21 protein-coding genes are annotated in these 21953 nt (G+C 70.7%); 3 read left to right on the top strand and 18 right to left on the bottom strand.

Annotated elements, in window-relative coordinates:
* Positions 1-5: 5 nt before the first annotated feature.
* From AB3M34_RS16825 to AB3M34_RS16780, 10 genes are all read right to left on the bottom strand, one after another.
* Positions 6-839, bottom strand: a complete 834-nt coding sequence (locus AB3M34_RS16825; RefSeq protein WP_370615668.1) for a dihydrofolate reductase family protein — start codon at positions 837-839, stop codon at positions 6-8.
* Positions 824-1468: a hypothetical protein gene (locus tag AB3M34_RS16820; RefSeq protein WP_370615666.1), complete on the bottom strand. Its 645-nt coding sequence runs from the start codon at positions 1466-1468 to the stop codon at positions 824-826. Before AB3M34_RS16820 ends, AB3M34_RS16825 begins: the two co-directional genes overlap by 16 nt.
* Before the next feature lie 10 nt (positions 1469-1478).
* On the bottom strand, positions 1479-2339 hold the full coding sequence (gene folP / locus AB3M34_RS16815; protein ID WP_370615664.1) for a dihydropteroate synthase: 861 nt from the start codon (positions 2337-2339) through the stop codon (positions 1479-1481).
* Positions 2333-3298, bottom strand: a complete 966-nt coding sequence (locus AB3M34_RS16810; RefSeq protein WP_370615662.1) for a glucosyl-3-phosphoglycerate synthase — start codon at positions 3296-3298, stop codon at positions 2333-2335. Before AB3M34_RS16810 ends, folP begins: the two co-directional genes overlap by 7 nt.
* Before the next feature lie 147 nt (positions 3299-3445).
* Complete coding sequence (locus AB3M34_RS16805; protein WP_370615661.1) at positions 3446-4033, bottom strand: DivIVA domain-containing protein; 588 nt, start codon at positions 4031-4033, stop codon at positions 3446-3448.
* Positions 4034-4037: 4 nt separating this feature from the next.
* Complete coding sequence (locus AB3M34_RS16800; protein WP_370615659.1) at positions 4038-5192, bottom strand: FAD-binding oxidoreductase; 1155 nt, start codon at positions 5190-5192, stop codon at positions 4038-4040.
* A 5-nt stretch (positions 5193-5197) separates the two neighbouring features.
* Positions 5198-5587, bottom strand: coding sequence for a group I truncated hemoglobin (locus AB3M34_RS16795; protein ID WP_370615657.1), 390 nt, complete (start codon positions 5585-5587; stop codon positions 5198-5200).
* A gap of 182 nt (positions 5588-5769) precedes the next feature.
* Positions 5770-6840 (bottom strand): NAD-dependent epimerase/dehydratase family protein, encoded by a 1071-nt coding sequence (locus AB3M34_RS16790; protein ID WP_370615656.1) that lies wholly within the window; start codon positions 6838-6840, stop codon positions 5770-5772.
* A gap of 91 nt (positions 6841-6931) precedes the next feature.
* Positions 6932-10003 (bottom strand): glycosyl hydrolase, encoded by a 3072-nt coding sequence (locus AB3M34_RS16785; protein ID WP_370615655.1) that lies wholly within the window; start codon positions 10001-10003, stop codon positions 6932-6934.
* Between the two features lie 113 nt (positions 10004-10116).
* Positions 10117-10344 carry a hypothetical protein gene (locus AB3M34_RS16780; protein ID WP_370615653.1) on the bottom strand — a complete coding sequence of 76 codons (228 nt, stop codon included), beginning with the start codon at positions 10342-10344 and terminating at the stop codon, positions 10117-10119.
* Positions 10345-10423: 79 nt separating this feature from the next.
* Here AB3M34_RS16780 and AB3M34_RS16775 point away from each other — a divergent pair, with 79 nt between their 5' ends.
* Positions 10424-11119 (top strand): TetR/AcrR family transcriptional regulator, encoded by a 696-nt coding sequence (locus AB3M34_RS16775; RefSeq protein WP_370615651.1) that lies wholly within the window; start codon positions 10424-10426, stop codon positions 11117-11119.
* Between the two features lie 25 nt (positions 11120-11144).
* Here the strand turns inward: AB3M34_RS16775 and AB3M34_RS16770 are convergent, their stop codons facing one another.
* The 6 genes from AB3M34_RS16770 to AB3M34_RS16745 all read right to left on the bottom strand — a co-directional run bounded on the left by AB3M34_RS16770 (position 11145) and on the right by AB3M34_RS16745 (position 17827).
* Positions 11145-12935 (bottom strand): thiamine pyrophosphate-requiring protein, encoded by a 1791-nt coding sequence (locus tag AB3M34_RS16770; protein WP_370615650.1) that lies wholly within the window; start codon positions 12933-12935, stop codon positions 11145-11147.
* A gap of 85 nt (positions 12936-13020) precedes the next feature.
* A complete protein-coding gene (locus AB3M34_RS16765; RefSeq protein WP_370615649.1) occupies positions 13021-14007 on the bottom strand; it encodes a phosphotriesterase family protein in 987 nt (328 codons plus the stop codon).
* A complete protein-coding gene (locus AB3M34_RS16760; RefSeq protein WP_370615648.1) occupies positions 14004-15029 on the bottom strand; it encodes a DctP family TRAP transporter solute-binding subunit in 1026 nt (341 codons plus the stop codon). Before AB3M34_RS16760 ends, AB3M34_RS16765 begins: the two co-directional genes overlap by 4 nt.
* Position 15030: 1 nt before the next feature.
* Complete coding sequence (locus AB3M34_RS16755; RefSeq protein WP_370615646.1) at positions 15031-15981, bottom strand: shikimate dehydrogenase; 951 nt, start codon at positions 15979-15981, stop codon at positions 15031-15033.
* Complete coding sequence (locus AB3M34_RS16750) at positions 15978-17252, bottom strand: TRAP transporter large permease (RefSeq protein ID WP_370615645.1); 1275 nt, start codon at positions 17250-17252, stop codon at positions 15978-15980. The genes AB3M34_RS16755 and AB3M34_RS16750 overlap by 4 nt, the downstream gene beginning before the upstream one ends.
* Positions 17249-17827, bottom strand: coding sequence for a TRAP transporter small permease (locus AB3M34_RS16745; RefSeq protein WP_370615643.1), 579 nt, complete (start codon positions 17825-17827; stop codon positions 17249-17251). Before AB3M34_RS16745 ends, AB3M34_RS16750 begins: the two co-directional genes overlap by 4 nt.
* Positions 17828-17906: 79 nt before the next feature.
* On the opposite strand from AB3M34_RS16745, the gene AB3M34_RS16740 reads away from it, so the two are divergent.
* The gene (locus AB3M34_RS16740; RefSeq protein ID WP_370615641.1) at positions 17907-18902 is read left to right on the top strand and encodes a LacI family DNA-binding transcriptional regulator; all 996 of its coding nucleotides are present in this window, start codon (positions 17907-17909) and stop codon (positions 18900-18902) included.
* A 4-nt stretch (positions 18903-18906) separates the two neighbouring features.
* On the opposite strand, the gene AB3M34_RS16735 is transcribed toward AB3M34_RS16740, so the two are convergent.
* Positions 18907-20712 (bottom strand): sugar phosphate isomerase/epimerase and 4-hydroxyphenylpyruvate domain-containing protein, encoded by a 1806-nt coding sequence (locus AB3M34_RS16735; RefSeq protein WP_370615640.1) that lies wholly within the window; start codon positions 20710-20712, stop codon positions 18907-18909.
* An 84-nt stretch (positions 20713-20796) separates the two neighbouring features.
* On the opposite strand from AB3M34_RS16735, the gene AB3M34_RS16730 reads away from it, so the two are divergent.
* Entirely contained in the window at positions 20797-21438 is a 642-nt protein-coding gene (locus AB3M34_RS16730) for a TetR family transcriptional regulator (RefSeq protein WP_370615638.1), read from the top strand.
* Between the two features lie 107 nt (positions 21439-21545).
* Here the strand turns inward: AB3M34_RS16730 and AB3M34_RS16725 are convergent, their stop codons facing one another.
* A complete protein-coding gene (locus tag AB3M34_RS16725) occupies positions 21546-21941 on the bottom strand; it encodes a GNAT family N-acetyltransferase (RefSeq protein ID WP_370615636.1) in 396 nt (131 codons plus the stop codon).
* Positions 21942-21953 lie beyond the last annotated feature (12 nt).

Raw genomic sequence — 21953 nt, 5'->3', positions numbered from 1 at the left:
GTCGGTCAGGCGGGCGGGTCCGTCGCGCCGAGGGCCCACCGTCCGAGCAGCGCGCCGTCGTGCTCGAGGAGCAGGCGAGGCACCGCCGCGCGGTGGCTGCCCAGGCCGTGCGCGATCCGCGGGTGTGCCCCCGCGACCATCAGCGGGGAGATCGTCAGGCAGAGCTCGTCGACGAGCCCGGTGGTGACCATCGTCGCGAGGAACGTCGGGCCGCCCTCGCACAGGCCGCGGGTCCAGCCGCGCGCGACGAACGCCTCGGTCATCGTGACGAGATCGACCTCGTGCTCCCCGACGACGAGCACGCCGTCAGGCCCGAGCAGCTCGGCGGCGTGGTCCAACGCCTCCCTGCCCGCCGCTTCGCACGTCACCAGCAGCACCTCGCCGTGGCCCTCACGGGGTTCTGCGACGAGCGACTCGGGAACGCGCCCGCGCCGGCTCACCACCGCCAGCGCCGGTGCCGGTGGGCGTCCGTCCCGTCGTGCGGCCCAGGCGGCGGCGGGCGGTCTCGGAGCGCGATAGCCCTCCAGCTCGACCGTGCCGGCGCCCACGACGACGACGTCGGCCAGCGCCCGGAGAAGCCCGAACACCTCCTGGTCGAACTCGTCGCTGATCGTGCCGGCGAGCCCGTCGCTCCCGGTCGCCGCACCGTCGAGCGTCGTGACCATGTTGGCCCGCGACCACCAGCCGCTGCCCGCGTCGGGCGGGTAGGCGTAGAGGTCGGCGAGGTCGACCTCGCCAGATCGGTCGGCCTCGGTGGCGCCGAAGTCCTTCGGGAGACCGAGATCGTTCGGGAGACCGAGATCGTTCAGGAGACCGAGATCGTTCAGGAGGACGCGCACGACCACACCACCACGAAGTACTGGACCCCGAACGGGTCGTCGTCCCACCGGAGGTCTCCGGTCGGTGCAGGAGCCGTGTCCCGCATGACCGCCGCGAGCACGACGAGTGCCCGGTGGCCGGCGGCGAGCAGCGTGTCGGCCAGCTCGACGTCCTGGGCCAGCAGCGCGTCGGGATCCGGTGTCGCGAGGGCGGTCCGTGTCACCGCGTCGTACGCCGCGGCACGCGGGTCCAGATAGCCGGGTGCCTTCTCGCTCCGGCGCGCGCTGCCCTCGCCGAGTACCAGCAGCGCGGCGCGCTCGGGGCGTTCGACCAAGGGCTGGGCGAGCTTCTCGAGGTGAGCGGCGTCGGCGTCGGCGGGGACGACGAGGTGCTCGACGCGGGGCTGATCGGCCGGCCCGGCGGCGGCGAGGGCCGTGCTCACCAGGAGCTCGGCGACCCGCTCGGCCACCGAGGGCGAGCGCACCGGGTCCTCGACGGTGACGACGACGAGGACGGCGGGCCGGCTCGCCACGAGGTCAGCGACGGCGCGCACGCTGGCGTCCCGCAGCTCACGACCGACGTCGTCACGGCCCGCGAGCTCGGGGAGCAGCAGCGGGGGAGCGGGGCACACGGCTCCGGCGACGATCACCTGGACCTCCTCACGCGAGGCCCCGTACGACGCGGCTCGGCGGCCGGACCCCACGGATCGTGGAGACCATGTCGACGACCTGCCGGGTCTCGACCACCTCGTGGACCCGGAACACCCGGGCGCCGTGCCAGGCGCAGACCGCGGAGGCACCGAGCGTACCCATCAGGCGCTGGCCCACCGGCAGGCCGAGCGACTCTCCGACGAAGTCCTTGTTGGACAGCGACACGAGCACCGGCCACCCGCTGGCGACCATCTCGTCGAGACGGCGCGTGACCTCCAGCGACTGCCAGGTGGTCTTGCCGAAGTCGTGCGCCGGGTCGATGAGGACCCGGTCCCGGTCGACGCCGAGGCTCACCGCGCGCTCGGCGAGCCCCACGGTAGTGGCGATCGCGTCGGCGACCACGTCGTCGTACTCGACCCGGTGCGGGCGGGTTCGCGGCTGCTGCGGGCCGACGTGCGTGCACACCAGGCCCACGTCGAACTCCGCCGCGACCTCGGCCAGCGCCGGGTCGGCACCGCCCCACGCGTCGTTCAGCAGGTCGGCACCCTCCGCGCACACGGCGCGTCCGACGCTGGCACGCCACGTGTCGACGCTGATGACGAGGTCGGGGTGCTCCGCCCGCACCTTGGCGACGAAGTCGACGACGCGGCGCATCTCCTCGTCCGCGTCGATCTCGGCACCCGGTGCAGCCTTGATGCCGCCGATGTCGACGATCTCGGCACCCTGGTCGACGACCGTACGGACGCGTTCGAGCGCAGCGTCCTCCTGCCAGGTGGCGCCCTTGTCGTAGAACGAGTCGGTCGTCCGGTTGACGATCGCCATCATCAGCGTCTCGTCGTCGCCGAAGGTCCTGCGTCCCAGCCTCAGCACGGGTGCTCCGCAGCGTCCCTGCTGGCGTAGCGGGGCACGGTGACGGCAGGAGGGCGCTCGTCGACGGGGACGAACCGGTCGAGAGCGACCGGCTCCTCGTCGCGGATCGCGAACTGGCGGAGGTGCACGGTCTCCGGTCCGGCGGTGCCGTCGGCGCGGGCACGGTCGCGCGCCATCGCGAGGATCTGCGTAGCCATCACACCGAGGTCGTGCAGGCCTTGGTGCCCGTGCTCACGACGGCCCAGGTCGACCTGCGCGATCGCCGACGCGCCATGCGCGGCGGCGGTGTCGACGAGGGCGGCCAGCTCGACCGCGTAGCCGGTGGGAACGGACAGCTCGGCGAACCACGAGCGCCGGATCGCCCACTCGCCGGCGAGCGGCTGGACGAGTCCGCTCAGCTCCGGCCACTGCAGGGCGATGACCGGGCGGGCGACGAGCTCGGTGACGCGCCCCGCCGCCAGCGCCGAACCGTCCCCGAGGATCAGGGGCCGCTCGTAGAAGCCCTTGACGAGGTCGATCGCCGGGTCCTCGAGGAACGGGCCGACGAGACTGACGACGAAGTCGGTGTCCCACTCGACGAGGTCGGCGTCCATGAACACCAGGACGTCGCCCTCGGTGACGAACAGCGACTTCCACATCGCCTCGCCCTTGCCCGGCCGGCTGCCGAGCTCGGGGGCGATCTCCGACGCGCGGTGCACGCGGGCGCCTGCCGCGGCCGCCACCTCGTACGTGGCGTCCGTCGAGTCGGAGTCGACGACGACGAGCTCGTCGACGAGGGGTTCGCCGTCGACCAGGTCGGCGACGAGGCGTTCGACGATGCTGCCGATCGTCTTCTCCTCGTCACGTGCAGGAAGGACGACGCTGATCCGCAGATCCTGCCGACGCTTGCGCTCGACGAGGTCGGCCGCGCTCCATCGGCCTCGCCCGAACGTGCGGCGATTCGCGACTGGGTGGCTCACTCTCGAAATGGTAGTTCACCGGTCCTGACCGGTTCGGGCCCTGACGCTGACTCAGGCGCGGGCGCCGGCGAGGCCCGGTCGGCCGACGACCGCCCCGGGGCGTACGTCAGCGCGTACGCCCGCGGGGCGCGTCGGGAGAGCGTCCGGTCAGCGGTCGGGCCACGGCCGCTGACGCGACTCGTCGCCACGCTCGAGCCGGGGCATCTCACCCAGGGCGTCGACCTGCTCGGTGAGCGCGTCGAGCACCGACCGGAGCTGGATCTGGGCGACCTTCGCGAACGTCCTGACGTACTCGATCTCGGCCACCGGGTGGTCGTAGCGGGCAGCGCCTTCGGTCGGCGCGGTCCGCACCTGCTCGGCCGTCTCGGCGGCCTTCTCGGCGGCGGCAGCCGCTGCGGCGTGCGCGTCGCGGACGATGTCACGCTGCTGCGAGCGCGCCGACACCATCAGCTCGCGGGCGTGCGAGACCGCCTCGTCGATCAGGCTGTCGGCGATCTTCTGCGCCTCGGCGAACATGATGACCGCCTGAGCGCTGATCGGCTCGGTGCTCTTGACGTCGCGGGCCTTCAGCTCCGCACGGAGGGACTCGTTCTCCTCCTCGATCCGCTGGACGGCGCCCGCCAGCTCGCGCAGGAAGATGCCGACCTCGTCCTCGTCGAACCCGCGACGTCGCACCGTGAAGCTCGCGCGGCGGATCTCGGACGCGATCTTGCTGACGTCGGTGGGGGTGGTCATGGCGTCACTCCGTCCTTTCCGTGTCGGCGGACGGCGGAGGGCCGCTCGTCCCGAAGTCCTCGTAGCGGATGTCGTCGCGGGGGATGCCCGCCGCAGCGAGGTCGGTCAGTGAACCCTCGACCATCGCGCCGGAGCCGCACACCAGGACGCGGTAGCCGGCCCAGCTGCCGTGCGCGGCCGCGACCTGGGCGACGTTGCCCCGCAGGCCTCGGTAGGTCGAGTCGTCGGAGACGGCGCTGTCGTAGGCGAACCAGGGGCGGTCGGTGAACGCCCGCATGGCCTCGTCGTCGTACAGGTTCCACGGCATCCGTGCGCCGTGGAACAGGTGAACCTTCGGGCCGCTGCCGGTCTCGCTCCACAGCCGGTCGACCTGCTCGACGAGTGCCTTGAAGGGCGCGAGCCCGGTCCCTCCTGCGACGAGCAGGAGGTCGCGGGTCGGGTCGTCGAGCGTCAGCGCCGTGCCGATCGGAGCGCTCATCCGTACGACGTCGCCGGCCGTCAGTTCCTTGACCATGGCGCTGCTGACCTGGCCGCCGTCGACGATCTGCACGTGCAGGTCGAGCGTGCCGTCCTCACGCGGGGCGTTGGCGGGGCTGTAGTAGCGCCACAGCCGCTCACGCTGGGGGACCTCGACGGCCAGCGACTGTCCAGGCTCGTACGGCAGCGGCTGCTGAGGACGGAGCTGGATCACCGCCACGTCGAGCGTGCGGCGCTCGACCGAGAGGACTTCGGCATCCCACCACGACGGCGCCGTCTTGGCCGCCTCCTCGGCGCCCTGCACCATCGTTTTGGCGATCACGCCGTACGCGGCCGCCCAGTCGGCGGCCAGCTCGTCGGTCCACTGCGATCCGAGGAAGTGCTGGAGGGTGGCGAGCAGGGATGCTCCGACCGCGTTGTACTGGTCGGGCGTCGCGCGGAACCGCCGGTGGTCGTTGCCGAGTTGCCCGAGCAGCGGCGCGACCGTGTCGAACTGGTCGACGTTGCTCACGACGGCGCCGAGTGCGGCGACGAGCTTGTCACGCTGCCCGGACATCGAGATCGGGAACATGCTCCGGACGTCGGGATGGGACAGGAACAGGTGCGAGTAGAAGAACAGGGGGACGTCGTCACCGTTCTTCGCGACGTACGCCCAGCTCTCCTTCAGTGCTGCCGGATCCACGCCGGTCAGCTCTGCGGGGCGACGATCTCGGGCTCGACGGCCGTGAGCGTCCCGCCGAGCGAGGCGATGATGTCGTCGGGGACGCCCGCGCCCACGAGCACACCGACGAGGTGCTCGGTCACCCGCGCGTACGCCTCGGGCGTGATGTCGAGGCCGGCGTGCGCGTCGCGGAGCTCGCGGCCGTCGTACGAGACCGGGCCGTCGAGCAGGTGCGAGATCAGCTGCACCTGGTGACGCTTGAGGCTCGTCAGGTCGCTGTCGGTGAAGTAAGGGGCGAGCGTCTCGTCGGCGAGGACGAGCTCGTAGAAACGGTCGACGACAAGCTTGACGGCGGGTCCACCGCCGACGCGCTCGTAGGGGGTCTGCTCGTCCTGAGCTGTGGCGACCTCGGTCATGCGACGCTCCCTTCTGCGGGGTCGGCTCCGGATTGCGACCCACGTGTCCGGCGCCTGTATAGCAGTGATTTCATCAAGCAGCCAAGGCACTTTGAGGAGGTGCTAGCGCGTTCTGTACGCGTATGTGCGGCTTTGTCGGAAAATGTGAGGCGAAGTCGAGGCGACAGGAAATGTGACCTGCGTCACACTGCTGCGGAGACCCGTTCGCGCGTACGACGTCGGCCCTGCCGCCAGTCGTCGAAGTGGTCGAGGATCGTCTGCTCGGCTGCACGGTAGTCGATGCCGAGCTCGTCCACGCTGCGACTGTTGTCGACCGCGAAGCGGATCCCGAGGTGCTTCGCGATGTAGTCCGGGGTGAGGCCGAAGCGCGGTCCGAGCACGCGTACGGCGGCGTCAGGCACCGGGTGTCGAGGGATCAGGACCCGGCGAGGATGTCGGCTCCTGATGATGCGCGCCATCTCGAGGAACGAGAGCATCTCCGGGCGGGCCACGATGTAGCGGCCGTGCGCGTCGTCGAGCTCGGCCGCGCGGACGTGCGCCGTGGCGACGTCCCGGACGTCAGCGACGGTGAAGCTGAAGTCGGGCGCTCCGTAGAAGAAGTAGCCGCTCATCAGCTCGTTCATCAGGAAGAGGCTTCCCGAGTCGGACGGTCCGCCGATCGAGGGTCCGAGGACGAGGCCCGGGTTGATGCAGACGAGGGACCAACGCTCCTGCGCCCTGGCCGCCTCCCAGGCGAGGTTCTCCGCCCGTGTCTTCGCATAGTGGTACGGGTTGTTCTCCAGCGTGCTCGTCTCGTTCACGTACTCCTCGCGCAGGGTCTGGTCCCGCATCGCGAGCACGTCCACGTAGTCGCCGAAGATCGCGCCCACCGTGGAGGTCAGGACGAGCCGCTCGACGCTCGGCGTGGCGTTGACGGCGTCGATCACGTTGCGGGTACCGATGATCGCCGGATCGAGCACGTCACGTCGACCGTCCTCGATCTGCTCGGGCATCAGGAAAGGGCTGGCGACGTGGAAGGCACGCGTACAGCCGTCCATGGCCGCCGTGAACCCTCCCCCGTCGAGCAGGTCGGCCTCGAAGAGCTCGAGGGTGCCGGGTCGCGTGGCGGCGAGGTCGCGCAGCGGCTGGACCTTGTCGGTGCGTGCCAGGTCGCGGACGCTCGCGCGCACCGCGTACCCGGCGTCGAGCAGCTGGGCGACCAGGTGCCCGGCGACGAAGCCGCTTCCCCCGGTCACGAGCACCGTGTCAGTCATCCGCGCACGATAGCCCCCCGCCCACGCTTCGCTGGTCGAGGCCGGAGCGCCAGCGGAGGATCGATACCGTGGCTCGACCCTCCGCATCCGGTCAGCGCACCGTCTGCACCGCCGTCCGGTACGGCTCGACCGTCACCGGGCCGAGCAGGCCGTTCGTCGTCGGCTCCCGGCTGCCGAACTCGCTCGGTCGCGTGGTGCGCAACCGGTTGAGCAGCGTGCTCGCCACCGTGACCTCGATCGTGTTGCGCCCGGGGACGAGCCGGCCGCCCAGGTCGATCCGCGTGTCGAGCTGGTCGGCGACCGGCAGTCGCCTCCCGTTCACGACGACCCGGTACGAGCCCGAGACGGCGCCCAGGTCGAGCACGGTCCCCGCGTCGGCCAGCGCCTTCGAGGCGGTGATCTCGGTCGTGTACGTCCCGACGCCGACCGCATCCTTGATCTCCGGGATCTGCGTCCACGAGACGAGGTCGACGTCCTCGATCGCGTGCTGCTGGTGGCGCGTGACGTCGGAGGCGTCGTCGGGATCGCCCGGCAGCCACTCGTCCAGGTCCAGGTCCCACGAGGTGAGGGACGTTGGAGCGGGCACCGACCCGATCGTCGACCGGACGACCCGCCCGTCGCTCAGTCGGGTGGTGACGCTGCCGCCCTCGGTGTCCGTCACGGTCAGCGTCTGGCGCGCATGCCTCCCGCCCGTGGTCGAGACCGCCGCGTCGTCCGCAGTGGTCGTGACGGCGTGAACCGCGACTGTTGTCCCGGTGAACCGTCGCTCCGCGAGAGCGAACGCCTTCGCCGCGCCGGGTTCCAGGTCGACGGAGCGGACGACGACCCGGTTGCCCCGGCGGTCGTACACGCCGACGGGCTTCACGGAGCCGGTCCACGGGTCGAGCGTGTACGGGGCGGTGCTGCGGTCACCGGCGATCGCGACGTCGGTCGTGACCGGCGCGTCGGTGCGGTTCACGAGGACGTAGTAGTCGCGGCCGCCGTCCGACCGGCGGGCCACCTTCACGCCGGGGTCGGACACCTCGGCGTCGGCCCGGACCTCGTCCTCGAGGGCAGCGAGGGCACCCGCGTCGTCAGCGACGACGGTCGTCGAACGGGATGCCGCGATGCGCGAGAACGTCCGCCGCACCTCGCGGTCGAGCGCGGCGGCAGCCGTCGCGTCGCGTGCGTATCCGGCAGAACGTGTCGGACCCTCGCCGACGACGACGATCCGCAGCCCCGAACGCGCGAGGCGCTCGACCTCGCGTGCGGTCGCGAGGTCGGTCGGCTCGCTGCCGACGACGAGCGCCCGGAAACCGGCGCCGCCGGGGTCCAGCACGCCGCGGGAGACCTTCTGGCCGCGCAGCGCCCCCGGCGTGGCGTAGCCGAACGTGTAGCCCGCGGCATCGAGGAACGTGCCGTCGTGACTCGCCGCGTCGGCGCCGAGCGCCTGGTTCAGCACCGCGACGTCGTACCGCGCCGAGCCGGTCTGCAACGTCTGCTGCATCCGCGCGTAGTAGCCAGCAGTGTCGGACTGCATCGACCAGGACGGCTGGCGTGGACCGAACGCCTCACCGATGTTCGCGCCGAACCCGTGGAACCCCGGCCAGGATGAGGCGTTGTCGACGACGGTGCCGTCGGCGCTCGGGGGGATGTTCGGGTAGGGCAGGCCGTGGAACACCATCTGGTTCGCGCCCAGCGCGTACTCGCGGTTGACCGCGGCGGTGATCTGCGCCTGCGTGAGGCCGTACAGGTTGCCGAAGCCGCCCGGCAGCATCTCGCTGCTGAGGACCTGCTTGCCGGCGAGGCTCACGCCGGCGGCCGCCGTCCGGAACTGGTCCTCGCTGCACCCGAGCGTCTCGCACTCGGTGACGTCGAGGTGCGAGGCTGCGCCACCGAGGTCGATCGGCTCGCCGTACGGCTGTGCGCGGAAGGTCAGTCCGAGTCCCCTGGCCCATCGGCGGACGGGCTTCACGTGGTTCTCGAGGTAGAGGTCGTTCAGCGTCTGGTCGACGTCGTGGAGGACGCGCTCGGCGACCGTGTCCTGTCCCTCGCCGAACGCGAACTCCGGCGACGGGGGAGCGAACGGGCTCGACGCCTCGCGCTGGGCGAGGGCGGGCAGGTAGGGCCGTACGGAGTAGCCGTTGGTCTTCTGGAAGGCCGCGAAGAACGTCGGCGTCCAGGCCTGCGCGAACTTCAGCTCGAGCGAGTCCTCGAAGATCGATCCGCCGTTGGCCTTGAGGAGGCGCCGCGTGGCCGGGTCGAGCAGCGTGTCGAAGTACGCGATGAACTCCTCTGTGCCTGCCCTGCCGAAGTGGTCGACGACCCGCGACTCCGGGTCGGAGAGCAGCGAGACGGTGGAGCCGAACGGGGCGTCGTTGCGCTGAGCCGTCCCGCGCTGCCAGTAGCCGGTCACGAGCCACGTGCCCTCGGCGGGCGCGGTCCACGAGACCTTCCCGTCGCGTACGGCGCCGCTGATGTCACGGACGGAGCCGAGGTCGAGCCGGGGCTTGGCCTCGGTGCAGTCCGCGACGCACCGGGTCGCCGTCGCGGTGACGTACGTGGGCTGCGACGTCTTCGTCGTGGAGGTGATGACCCCGTTCTCCGACGTGCGGTCCTGGTAGGTCCGCGGGGTCGGCGCCGGGACGGCGGCGGCGTACGTCGTGCCGCCCGCGACGGTCGCGCTCCCGGTGACCAGCTCCTGGCTGGCGCTGTCGGTGCCCACGTCGAGCCCCGGGACTGCCGCCGGCCACCGGCCGCCGAGGGTCAGGTCGACCTGGACGCCGAGCTGCTGGGCCTCGGCGAGCACGGCCCGGACCGCCGCACGCCAGCTCGCGTCACCGAACGCGTGCTCGTCCGGGTCGACCGGGTAGGTGGTGCCGTCCATGACGAAGGCGATCTCGACACCCTTGTAGCCGGCGGCGGCGACCTGGCGGAGCTGGCGGACGGCGGGGCCGGCCTCGACGGAGGACGGCCACCACCAGCGGAACATCGCTCCGTGCTCGCGGTCGGCCGACGTGAAGTCCTTGACGAAGCCTGAGGGTGTGGAGGACGCGCCGGGATGGCGGGCAGGGGGCGCTGCGGTCGCGGGTGCGGTGAGCGCACCGCCGAGGAGGCAGGCGGCCGCCGCGACGCCGGTGAGCCACCGCGTCCTGGGACGGGAGGGGCGAGAGTGTTCGGTCACGGGAGGTCTCCCTGAGGTGAGGGACTGAAACGTTTCATAGCCTGTGACCCAGGTCACCTGACGGCAAGGGTTCGGCCGAGATCTGTCAGGAACCGGCCAGTGCCGCCGAAGGGTCAGATGAAGCCGTGCCGAATCGCCCAGACGACGGCCTCGATCGGCTTGCCGACGCCGACCGACTCGCAGATCTGGCGGGTGCGACGGTGAGCCGTGCGCTCGCTCATGTGCAGGCGGTGCGCGACGACGCTCCACGGCACGCCGGTGCTCAGGACGCGGAGGAGCTCGATCTCCTCGGCGTCCAGCGCGGACCGTGGTGGGGCGTCTCGACGATGGTCGACCTGCATGCCGATCATGCTAGGAACCGAACACCTAGTGAACAAGGTTTTGGCGTGGCAGGTTCCGGCCATCGGTAGCATCGACCCCGTGAGCGGAGTCCGGGGCCGGTACGTCAGCGGGCGTCAACGGGAGGAGAGCATCCTCGAGGCCGCCGCCGCGCGGTTCGCGCAGGCCGGCTACGTGAACACCTCGTTGGCCGCCATCGCGCGCGACGTCGGCATCACCCAAGAAGGCGTCCTGCACTACTTCCCGAGCAAGGCTCACCTCCTCATCGCGGTGCACGGCAGGCGCATGGCGGAGATCCAGCGATGGTGGGGTCTCCTGCCCGCGGCGCCGACGGCGATCGACGTCTTCGCCCGCATGCAGCTGTCGACCACGCTCTTCGCGAACGACCCCGAGCTCGTCGAGCTCTCGGTCCTCACGGCCGTCGAGACCGCTCGCCTCGTCAAGTCGAAGAGCTCGTACGAGGCCGCTGACCATCCCCGCGTCGTCGCTGCCGTCACCGCGCACTTCGCCGGGTGCCTCGAGCGTGGAGACCTGAGTCCGGACGTCGACCCCGAGCGGCTCGCCCGGCAGTGCATCGCGATGAGCGACGGCCTGCACTTCCAGTGGGTGATCTGCGAGCGCGCGTTCGACCTCGCGAGCGTCTGCCTCGACCACCTCGAGTACGTCGCGCGGAGCGTCGTCCCGGAGGACCGGCTCCCGGCTGACCCGCGCGCCGCCATCGCCGCGCTGGCCGAGGAGGGGCTGGGCGACGTCGCGGCCGCCGACGCTGCTCGCTGAGCGTCCGCCGCGGCGAAGGCCGACGTCACTCCTCGTCGGCCGCCTGCTGGTCGAGGAGCTCTCGTGCGTGACGACCGGCGTCCCCTTCTTGGCCGATGCCTCGGCGGAAGCTCTCCAGCTTCTCGCGCCCGCCCGGGAACGGGGGCAGGAGAGGCTGGTCGCGGTCCACGATCGCTTCGATGACGACTGGCCGGTCCGCCGCGAAGGCACGCTCCCAGGCGGAGTCGATGTCGTCGGCCGACGCGAGACGGATGCCTTCGAAGCCGAGCATCGTCGCGTAGTCGGCGTACGGGAAGGCCGGGAGCGCCTGGCTCGCTGCGTACCGCGGATCGCCCTCGGTCTCGCGTTGCTCCCACGTGACCTCGGCGAGGTCTCCGTTGTGGAGCACGAGCACGACGAACCTCGGGTCCTCCCACTCCGGCCACAGGCGTGTCAGCGTCACGAGCTCGTTGATGCCGTTCATCTGCATGGCGCCGTCACCGACGAGGGCGACCACCGGACGGTCCGGTCGGTCCAGCTTCGCAGCGATGCCGTACGGCAGGCCGGATCCCATGCTCGCGAGGGTCGAGGAGAGGTGCGCCGGCACACCCGGGGGCAGCATCAGGTGGCGGGCGTACCAGTAGGTGATGGATCCGACGTCGACGCTCACGAGAGCCTCGTTCGGAATGTGGCGGTTGAGGCGGTGCACCACGGCTTCGGGATTGACCGGCTCGGCCGGTCGCGCGGCACGACGCTCACGGATCTCGTGCCAACGGGTGACCTGCTCCGCGACGCGAGCGGGCCAAGGGTCAGACGCTCTGTGCTCGCCGAGCATCGGCAGCAGGCGTCGGAGGGTCTCGGCGGCATCGCCCCGGACGCCGACGTCGACCGGATAACGGTGGCCGAGGTTTCGGCCGTCGATGTCCACCTGCACGGCTCGAGCGGAGCCGGGAGCCGGGTAGAACTCGGTCCACGGATCGTCCGAGCCGACGATCAGAAGGGTGTCGCAGTGCTCCATCAGCCACCCTGACGCCGTCGTCCCGAGGTGACCCATGACTCCACAGCTGAAGGAGAGCGTCTCGTCCCACCACGGCTTGCCGAGGAGGCTTGTGGTGACGCCCGCTCCGAGGTGCTCAGCGACCGCGCGCACCTCGTCGCCGGCGTGACGTGCTCCCTGGCCGACGAGGAGGGCGGTCCGTTCGCCGGCGCGGAGGACCTCGGCCGCGGCCGCCAGCTGTGTGTCGTCCGGCACGACGTGCGCCGGCGACCACCGGGGGGCGCTGACGACGATCCCGTGCTCGTGCGCGGGCTCGTCGGGGAGCGTGGCGTTCTGGACGTCGTGCGGAAGCACCACCACGCACGGCGACCGCCGCTCGAGTGCGGTGCGGAAGGCACGGTCGATGACCACCGGCACCTGCTCGGGAGACATCACCGTCTGAGCGAAGTCGCGAGCGACGTCGCTGAACAGGACCTGCAGGTCGATCTCCTGCTGGTACTCGGAGCCGAGAACGGTCGTCTGCTGCTGCCCGACCAGCGCCACGACCGGCACGTGGTCCAGCTTGGCGTCGTACAGGCCGTTCAGGAGATGCACCGCTCCCGGTCCCTGGGTGCTCGTGACGACCCCGACACCGCCGGTGTACTTGGCGTGGCCGACCGCCATCAGAGCGGCGTTCTCCTCGTGGCGGGCCTGGACGAACGCCGGGTCACCCGCCGCGCGCCGCAGTGCGCCCATGAAAGGGTTGATGCCGTCGCCGGAGTAGCCGAACACACGCGGCACGCCCCACGCGCGAAGTCGGTCGACCAGGAAGTCCGCCACCAGCAACTCGTCGCCCATCATGATGCCCTTCGTCGTCGGCCGGGTCCTCGACCCTGTACCCAAAGGCGGCGGGTGAGAATCCACCGGCCGCGCGACGAGCGTCCGCTCAGTGCTGCGGTGCGGGCGTGAGCAGGCGTGCCGGGTTCACCACCAGCATCTGGTTCAGGTCGTCGTCCGTCGCACCGCCGTCGCGCAGGAGCGGGACGATCCGGCGGTGGAGGTTCTCCATGTGCCAGTTCGGCACGTGCGTCGCGCGCCAGCTGGGAGGCGTGACACGGCTGAAGAACGCGGCGTCGTGCGACAGCACCATGCGGTCGGCGTAGCCGAGCTCGAGCAGCGCCAGCACCGTGCGTACGCGCTGCTCGTCGGGCAGCACGTGCTCCATGCCGAACCGGTCCATCCCCAGGGTCGCTCCCGTGTCGGCGAGCTCGCGCAGGTAGGCGAGGTCCTCGGAGTCGCCGCAGTGCCCGACGACCACCCGCTCCGGTGCCACGCCGTGCTCGACGAGGAGCGCGAGCTGGTCGCGGCCGTTCTGCGACGGGGCGTGCGTGTGGGTCGTGATCGGCACCCCGGTGTGCTGGTGCGCGATCGCGGCCGCCGTGATCACCCGGACGACGTCCGGCGTGAGACCGGGTCGATCGGTGACCACCTTGAGCATCCCGGCGCGGATCGCCGTGCCGGCGATGCCGACCTCGATGTCGTTCACGAACATCTCGACGAGCGGGTCGGGCCCGTCGATCAGCAGCCCCGGCCCGTGGGTGTGGAAGTACGGCGGGAGCACGTCGGCCGTGTAGTAGCCGGTCGACGCGACCAGCTGCACACGTGACCGGGCGGCGACCGTCGCAACCCGAGCCACGTCGCGACCGAGACCGAGGACGGTCAGGTCGACCACCGTGCGTACGCCGAGCTCCCAGAGCCGGTCGAGGCCCGCGACCGCCGCCTCGACGGCCGCGGCCTCGTCCCACTCCGGATGGGGGAAGTTCAGGTCCAGCTCGGGATGGCCGACAAAGACGTGCTCGTGGATCAGCGTGACCCCGAGGTCCGACGCCGGCACCGGTCCCGTGAAGGTCTGGACCTCCCCCGCCTCCGTCATCCAGCCGTTCCCCGGATCGCCTCGTACACCGCGAGCTGCTCGTCGTTGAAGTTCTCGCGCAGGTAGGCGTCGGCCTTCTCACGGAACGCGTCGACGTCCACGTCGTCGACGACCTCGAGCGACCCGCTCTCCGACCAGGCGTCGAGCGTCTTCTGCTCGTCCTCGGCCACGCAGCCCGGCACCTCGTCGACCGCCTTGTCGACGGCCGCCTGCAGCGCCTCCTGCTGCTCGTCGGAGAGCTCGTCCCAGACCTTGCCGATGATGACCAGGTTGGAGTTCGCCTGGTGCGAGGACATGCTGATGTAGTCCTGCACCTCGTCGAGGCTGATCGCCTCGATGTTGACGATCGGGTTCTCCTGGCCGTCCACCGTGCCCTGCTGCAGCGCGAGGAACAGCTCCTCGTACGCCACCTCGGTGGCGTTCGCGCCGAGCGCCTTGGCGTTCATCAGGAACTGCGGGGACGCCGGGAAGCGCATCCGCAGGCCCTCGAGGTCGGCGGGCTCACGGATGGGGTCGTTCGCGGTGAACTGTCGCATCCCGGCAGACCAGGCACCCAGCGTGGAGACGCCTGTCTCCTCCTTGAAGCCGTCGAGGACGTCGTCCGAGGCATCGCTGTCGAAGAATGCCGCCAGGTGCTCGGCGTCGTCGAAGGCGTACGCCGCGTCGAGCACGGCGACGGGCTCGTAGACGGCCCCGAGTGCCGAGGCGCCCTGGATGTCCATGTCGATGTCGCCGGAGACGACCGAGCTGATCCGGTCGGCGTCCCCGCCGAGCGTGCTGTTGGGGTGGATCGTGACGGTGAGACCGACGTCGGCGTTCGCGACCTCGTCGGCGATGACCTGAGCGCCGCAGCGGTGCTGCGGCTGGGTCTCGGTGTAGCTGTGCGCGAGCTTGAGCTCACGTTCGGTGGAGTCGCCACCGCCTCCTCCGTCGTCGTCGCCGCCGCACGCCGCGAGGGCGAGCAGGGGCACGACCGCGCAGGCGGCGATCGACGCAGTGCGTCGGAGCTTTCGAGCGGACATTTCAGTGGTTCCTTTCTCCGGAGGACTCCCGAGACCGATGGTTGTTGGGGACGTCCACGTCTGGCGGCGCGGCGGTCTCGGCCGAGACCATCTCGTCGAAGTCGCGGAACATCTCCTCGCGATGAGCTGTCCTCCCTGTGAGGAGCTCGAACGTGTCGGCGGCCTGGTGGACCGCCATCCCCGCACCGCTGAGGGTGGGACAGCCGTGTGCTCGGGCGGTACGGAGCAGCTCGGTGAGGAGGGGGCGGTAGACGATGTCGGCGACCCAGCGCTGGGCAGCGAGCAGGCCCTCCGGGACCGGACTCCCCGGGTGCTGAGCCATCCCGACCGGGGTCGCGTTGACGAGACCGCTCGCGTCGGAGAGGGCGTCGGCCAGCGCGTCGGGTCCGTCGACCGCCACCTCCACGTCGGGAGCCGTGCTCGCGAGCGTGTCCCGCAGTGCGTCAGCCCGCGCACGGTCGGGGTCGATCAGGTGGAGTCTGCTCGCACCCAGGTCGACGAGGGCGTCGGCGACGGCGGTGCCGGCACCGCCCGCACCCAGGAGGACGACGTCGCTCAGGTCCGCACCTGGCAGGCCTTCGCGGAAGGCACGGGCGAAGCCGGTGACGTCGGTGTTGTGGGCCCGCGTCACGCCGTCGCGGACGAGGACGGTGTTGAGCGCGCCGATCCGCTCGACCTCCGCGGCACGTTCGTCGACGAGCGGCAGCATCGTCCGCTTGATCGGGTGGGTGACGTTGAGACCGTCGAAGCCGAGCTCGATCGCCGCGGCGAGCAGCCCGCGGAGATGCTCGACCTCGAGCCGGTCGCCCTCGAGGTCGACCGTCTTGTAGACGTAGCGCAGGCCGTGGCGCTGCGCCTCGCGCTCGTGCATCTCCGGGGTCAGCGACGGCTTCACGCCTTGTCCGAGGAGGCCCACGAGGACGGAGCGTCCGGGATCGCGTGGCGCGCTCACAGCCCGAGCTCCTTCGGGAGATAGAGGATCGCGTCGGGCCAGAAGATGATGGCGAAGCACAGCAGGAGCATCGGCACCATGAACGGCAGGGAGCCCCAGAACACCTCGGACATCCGTGCCTTCGCGATCGCCTGCAGGACGAAGATCACCGTCCCTACCGGCGGTGTGAGCAGGCCGATCATCTGGGACAGGATCATCAGCACGCCGAGCGCGATCGGGTCGACGTCGTACGCCGCGCTGATCGGGAGCAGGATCGGCACCATCAGCGTCAGCACCGCGATCGCGTCGAGCGCCGTGCCGAGGACGAGCGACAGCACCAGCACCAGCAGGAGGAACACGGTCGCGTTGTCGGTGAGGCCGAGGACCCACGTGGAGATGTGCTGCGGCACCTGCTCGAGGGCGAAGATGTAGCCGAGCAGGTTGGCGGAGGCGACGATGAGCATGATCGCGCCGGTGGTGAGGACGGCCTCGGTGAGAACCTTCGGCATGTCCCGCAGCCGGAGCGTGCGGTAGGCGAAGCCGAGGATCAGCATGTACGCCGCCCCGACCGCGGCGGCCTCCGTCGGCGTGAAGACTCCGCCGAGGATGCCGCCCAGGATCACGACCGGTGCTCCGAGCGGGGCGATGACGCGCTTGCCGGTCTCCCAGACGCGCGGCCAGCTGAACTCCGTGCGCTGGACGTTGTCGTCGCGGCGCACCCAGAGGAAGACGACGACGCACAGGCCGAGCGCCATCAGCAGGGCAGGGACGACCGACGCTGCGAAGAGGGCGCCGGTCGACACCGCGGCCAGCCCGGCGTAGATCACCGCAGGGATGCTCGGCGGCATCACCGGCGCGATGAGCGAGGAGGACCCGACGACACCGAGCGCGAACCGCTTGGAGTAGCCGCTGCGGAGCATCGCGGGGATCTGGAGCTTGCCGAGCGCCGCGGCGTCGGCGACCGCTGAGCCGCTCATCCACGAGAAGCCGACGCTGACCCCGACGCTGACGTAGCCGAGGCTGCCGCGGACGCGACCGAGAAGGGCGAGCGCGAAGTCGAAGAGCCGGTCCGCGATCCCCGCGTGGTTGGCGAGGCTCCCGAGAAGGATGAAAAGCGGGACGGCGAGCAGCGGGAAGCTCGCGGTCGACTGGGCCACCAGGCGCAGCGGGAGGCCGAGCGACTGGTCGTTGGTGAGGAGGTAGAGGAGCGACGGGCCGATGAACGCGAACGCGATCGGGACACGGATCACCAGCAGGGCGGTGATGAGGAGGCACAGGATCAGGAGGCTCATGCGACCGGTGCCTCCACGTCGGCCCAGTTGTCGCGGGGGGCGCCGACGACGGCGTACTGCACTGCGGCGATGGTGGCGCGCAACGCCGTGCTCACGAAGCCGATCATCGAGATCGCGTAGAACCACGACATCGGCATCCGCATCGCCGGGGACTTCAACATGCCCTGCTCCTGCACGAGCGACCATGCCGCCGCGGTGAGGATGACGCCGGTCGCTGCGACCACGACGCACGAGATGACGCGGACCAGGCGCCGGACGACCTCGTTGTCGACCGTGTCGATCATCTCGATCGCGATGTGCGAGTCGGTGGTCACCAGCACGCCCGCGACCACGAAGGTCAGCCACACCAGGCAGAAGCGTGCGAGCTCACCGGTCCACGGCCAGCCGTCGACCGGCAGGTAGCGCTGGAAGGCCTGCGCGAGCACCAGGAAGAAGATCAGCAGGAGCGCGGCGATGCCGATCGCGAGCTCGATCGCCGTGAGGGTGCGCGTCGTCCGCGACAGCCACAGCGGGGGTTGCGTGAAGAGCTTCTGGAGCCACGCGGGGCCACGCGGCGGTGGTGTGACGTCGGTCATAGCACGCGAACTTAGGGAGGGTGGCAACCAGGCGGCAAGCAGTTGCCACCGGGTTGCCAGATCGTGTTCCCTGTGTGACATGGCCCACCCGACGATCTACGACGTCGCCGCCGCCGCCGGAGTGGCGACGTCGACCGTCTCGCGCGCGTTCTCCACGCCCACCCGTGTCAGCGCACGCACGCGCGAGCACGTCCTCGCCGTCGCTGCGGAGCTCGGCTACCGTCCGAACCCGCACGCGCGAGCGCTGTTCTCGGGGCGCCACCACACGGTGGCGATGGTGGTCTCCGACATCACCAACCCGCACTACTTCGAGCTGATCCGCGGGGCAGAGCTGCGCGCGAAGGCGTCGGAGTACACGCTCGTGCTCGTCAACGCGGAGGAGTCGCCGCGGATCGAGTACGACCAGATCCAGCGGCTGGTCAGCTCGGTCGACGGGTTCGTCCTCGCTGCGAGCCGGCTGCCCGACGAGAATCTCGAGCAGATCGCCGCGCAGCGTCCGGTCGTGCTGATGAACCGTGAGCTCGGCGGGATCCCGAGCGTCGTGCTCGACCACGTGCAGGGGTGCCGCCAGATCGTGGAGCACCTGGTCTCGCTCGGCCACCGGCACCTCGTCTACCTCGCCGGTCCGCGCAACTCCTGGATGGCGTCGACGCGCTGGTCGGCGCTGCGGACGGCGGCGGAGAGCCTTGGCATCGCCGCAGAGCGTGTCGGCCCGTTCATGCCGAAGGTGTCCCAGGGCGGTGCCGCGGCCGACGGCGCTCTCACGACGCGTGCGACTGCGATCGTCGCGCACAACGACCTCCTGGCGATCGGTGTCGTGCAACGTCTCGCCCAGCGCGGTGTGCGGGTTCCCGACGACGTGAGCGTGGTCGGGTTCGACGACATCTTCGCCTCCGACCTGTGCACACCGAGGCTCACGACCCTCGGTGGCGCGCACGTCGAGGTCGGTCGGGCCGCGGTGGAGATCCTGCTCGACATGGCCACGCCGAACGGCAGGACGCGTACGCCGCCACGGGTGGTGCTGCCCACCGAGCTGGTGCTGCGCGGCTCCACGGGGACGGCGCGGGAGACGTAGCCGCTCAGCGGTCGGCCGGCGCCGCGGCGGTGGCGCGTTGCGCGGCGAGGCGTACGGGTGCGTCCGCGGCGGCACCGTACCCGTCGTACGCCTCGCGCCGCTCGACGAACTCGAGGAAGACGTCCCCGAGCGTGCGCGTGTAGAAGTGCACGAACCCGCCGTCGGCGTCCTCGTCGTACAGCAGGTCATAGTCCTGCAGCTGCGCGACGAAGGCGTCGTCCAGCGCGAACCGGGCGCGGAGGTCGTCGTAGTAGTTGTCTGGCACCGGAAGGAACGACAGCCCGCGTCCGCGCGCTGCGCGGGCGAGACCGACGACGTCGTCGGACGTGAAGGCGACGTGCTGCGTGCGCCGGTCCTCGGCCTGCGGCTCGACGTTCAGCGGAAGACGGACGCAGCCGTCCGGCGTCCGCATGACCTGGCTGCGGACGAGACCGCGCGGGCTCGCCACCTCGCGCGACGGCTCGGACTCGAGACCGAGCACACTCTGGTAGAAGAGCACCGCCTCGTCGAAGTCCTGCCACCGCTGGGTGATGTTGACGTGGTCGATCGACCGGGCGACGTCGGCGCGTTCAGGGTCGCCGTAGGTGAACTCGTCGAGCCAGCGCGGGTCCGGCCCGTTGTCGTTGAAGAGGATCTGCATGCCGTCCGGGGCCGCCGTCGCAGGCAGATCCTGCTCGCCGGCGTGCGTCTGCCGGAACACCGGCGGGGCGGCGAGCTCGCGCGCCCGAGCGACGGCGGCCTCGGCGTCGGCGACCTCGAGCCCGAACGCCGCGAGGTGGGCCGGGCGTTCGTTGCCGCGCTGCTCGTTGAGGATCACGCGAGCGCGTCCGGACGACCACAGCCTGACCGGCTTCGTGCGGTGCCGACCGCGGAAGGTGAAGCCGAGCTGCTCCAGCACCAGGTCCACCTCGTCGAGACCGGACCCGCGCAGCTCCACGAAGTCGAACGCCTGCGGGGGAGTGATCTCGGTGAGGTGCTGCGTCGTCTCGGTGACTCCTGGCCGTCTCACCTGGTCCTCGAGCCACACGAGTGAGCGGTGCGCGTGCGCGGCGGTACGGCGGAGGTCGGTCTGACGGAAGACGTCGTTGAACACCTCGAGCGAGAGCGGCCCGGTGTAGCCGGCAGCGAGCACGTGGCCGAGAAAGCCGGTCAGGTCGAAGCTGCCCTCGCCCGGGAAGAGCCGGTGGTGGCGGCTCCACGAGAGCACGTCCATGTCGAGCGCGGGCGCGTCGGCGAGCTGCAGGTAGAAGATCTTGTCGCCCGGGATCTTCTCGATGTCGCTCGGGTCGTGACCGCGCGACAGGATGTGGAAGGAGTCGAGGCAGACACCGACGTTCGGGTGGTCGGCGCGCTCCACGATCCGCCAGGCCCGGCGGTAGTCGTCGACGTACTTGCCCCAGGCGAGCGCCTCGAACGCGATGCGGACGCCGTACGACGCGGCGAGGTCGCCGAGGGTGCGCAGCTGTGCCGCAGAGACCTCGTCGGAGTCGATCGTCGCGGTGCCCACGTTGCTGCACACGAGCATCAGGTCCATGCCGAGACGCTGCATCAGCTGGAACTTGGTCTCGGCGCGCCGGAGGTTGTCGGCCAGCGTGGCGTCGTCGACGCCCTCGAAGTCACGGAACGGCTGGTAGAGGTCGAGCGAGAGCCCGAGCCGGTCGGCGAGCGTCCGGATCTCCTCCGGTGACTCGTATGCGGTCACGAGGTCGGGCTCGAAGATCTCGACGCCGTCGAACCCTGCCTCGGCGCAGGCGTGGAGCTTGGGGACGAGGCTGCCGCTGATGCAGACGGTGGCGATCGACGTACGCACGCCAGTGAACGTACCATTCAGTACATTGCGCGGCTAGAGGGTCGAACGGCGATGGAGCGGCCCCGGGCTCGATAGGGTGGTGCGGTGGCTGACCAGGTCCCGAGGCGACGTGACGCCGAGCGCACGAAGGCCGAGATCCTCGAGGTCGCCACGCGAGCGTTCGCCGAGGACGGCTACTCCGGCGCCCGGGTCGACGAGATCGCCGAACGCACCCGCACGACGAAGCGGATGATCTACTACTACTTCGGTGGCAAGGAACAGCTGTACCTCGCGGTCCTCGAGGCCGCGTACCGAGGCATCCGTGAGGCGGAGGAGCGGCTCGAGGTCGGCGACCTCGGTCCGGTGGACGCCGTCCGGCGCCTGGCCGAGCTGACGTACGACCACCACGTCGAGCACCAGGACTTCATGCGCCTGGTCGCGATCGAGAACATCCACCGCGGTGAGGGGATCCGCAAGCTCGAGGTCCTGCGCGACCTCGGCAAGCCGGCGATGGAGGTCCTCGAGACGATCCTCGAGCGAGGCATCACCGACGGCGCCTTCCGCGCCGACGTCGAGGCGCTCGACGTGCACCTGCTGATCAGCTCGTACTGCGTGTTCCAGGTCGCCAACCAGTACACGTTCGGCTACCTCTTCGACGTCGACATGCTCGACGACAGCACGCGTCCGAGGCTTCGGTCTCTGATCGGCGACGTCGTCGTCGCGTGGCTCTCGACGCCCCCGCGCTGACCTCCGCTGCTCCCGCTTGTCGAGGCGCTTCACCCTCCGCTGGTCGAGGCGCTTCACCCTCCGCTGGTCGAGGCGCGAAGCGATCGAGACCACCCGCACCCTCCCGCTCACGCCTCGAGTCGCAGCAGCCCCGCGCTCGTGGCCCTGAACCCGCACCTGGCGTAGAAGTCGGCGAGGTGCGGCTCGAAGTCGACGTGCAGCCACGAGCACCCTGCGGCGGCGACATCCTCCCGCAGTCGTTCCACGAGGGAGAGACCGATGCCGCGGCGCTGGTACGACGGGTCGACGACGGTGTCCAGGAGGAAGCCGTGCGCACCGCCGTCCCACGCCGCGTGCACGAAGCCCACGAGGTCGCCGTCGAAGGCGCCGACCCACGCGACGCTGTGACGTTCCAGCCGCTCACGCCACGGCGACGCCCGCGCGTCCGGAGTGCCGAACGCGCGGGCGTGCAGGGCGCTGAGCGCGTCGTCGTCCACCGCGAAGCGCGAACGGATCTCGACCATCCGAGCAGGATG

Source organism: Mumia sp. Pv4-285 (assembly GCF_041320275.1).
GTDB lineage: Bacteria > Actinomycetota > Actinomycetes > Propionibacteriales > Nocardioidaceae > Mumia > Mumia qirimensis.
Note: the sequence above shows the minus strand (reverse complement) of the source record. Positions and strands in the feature narration are given on the sequence as shown.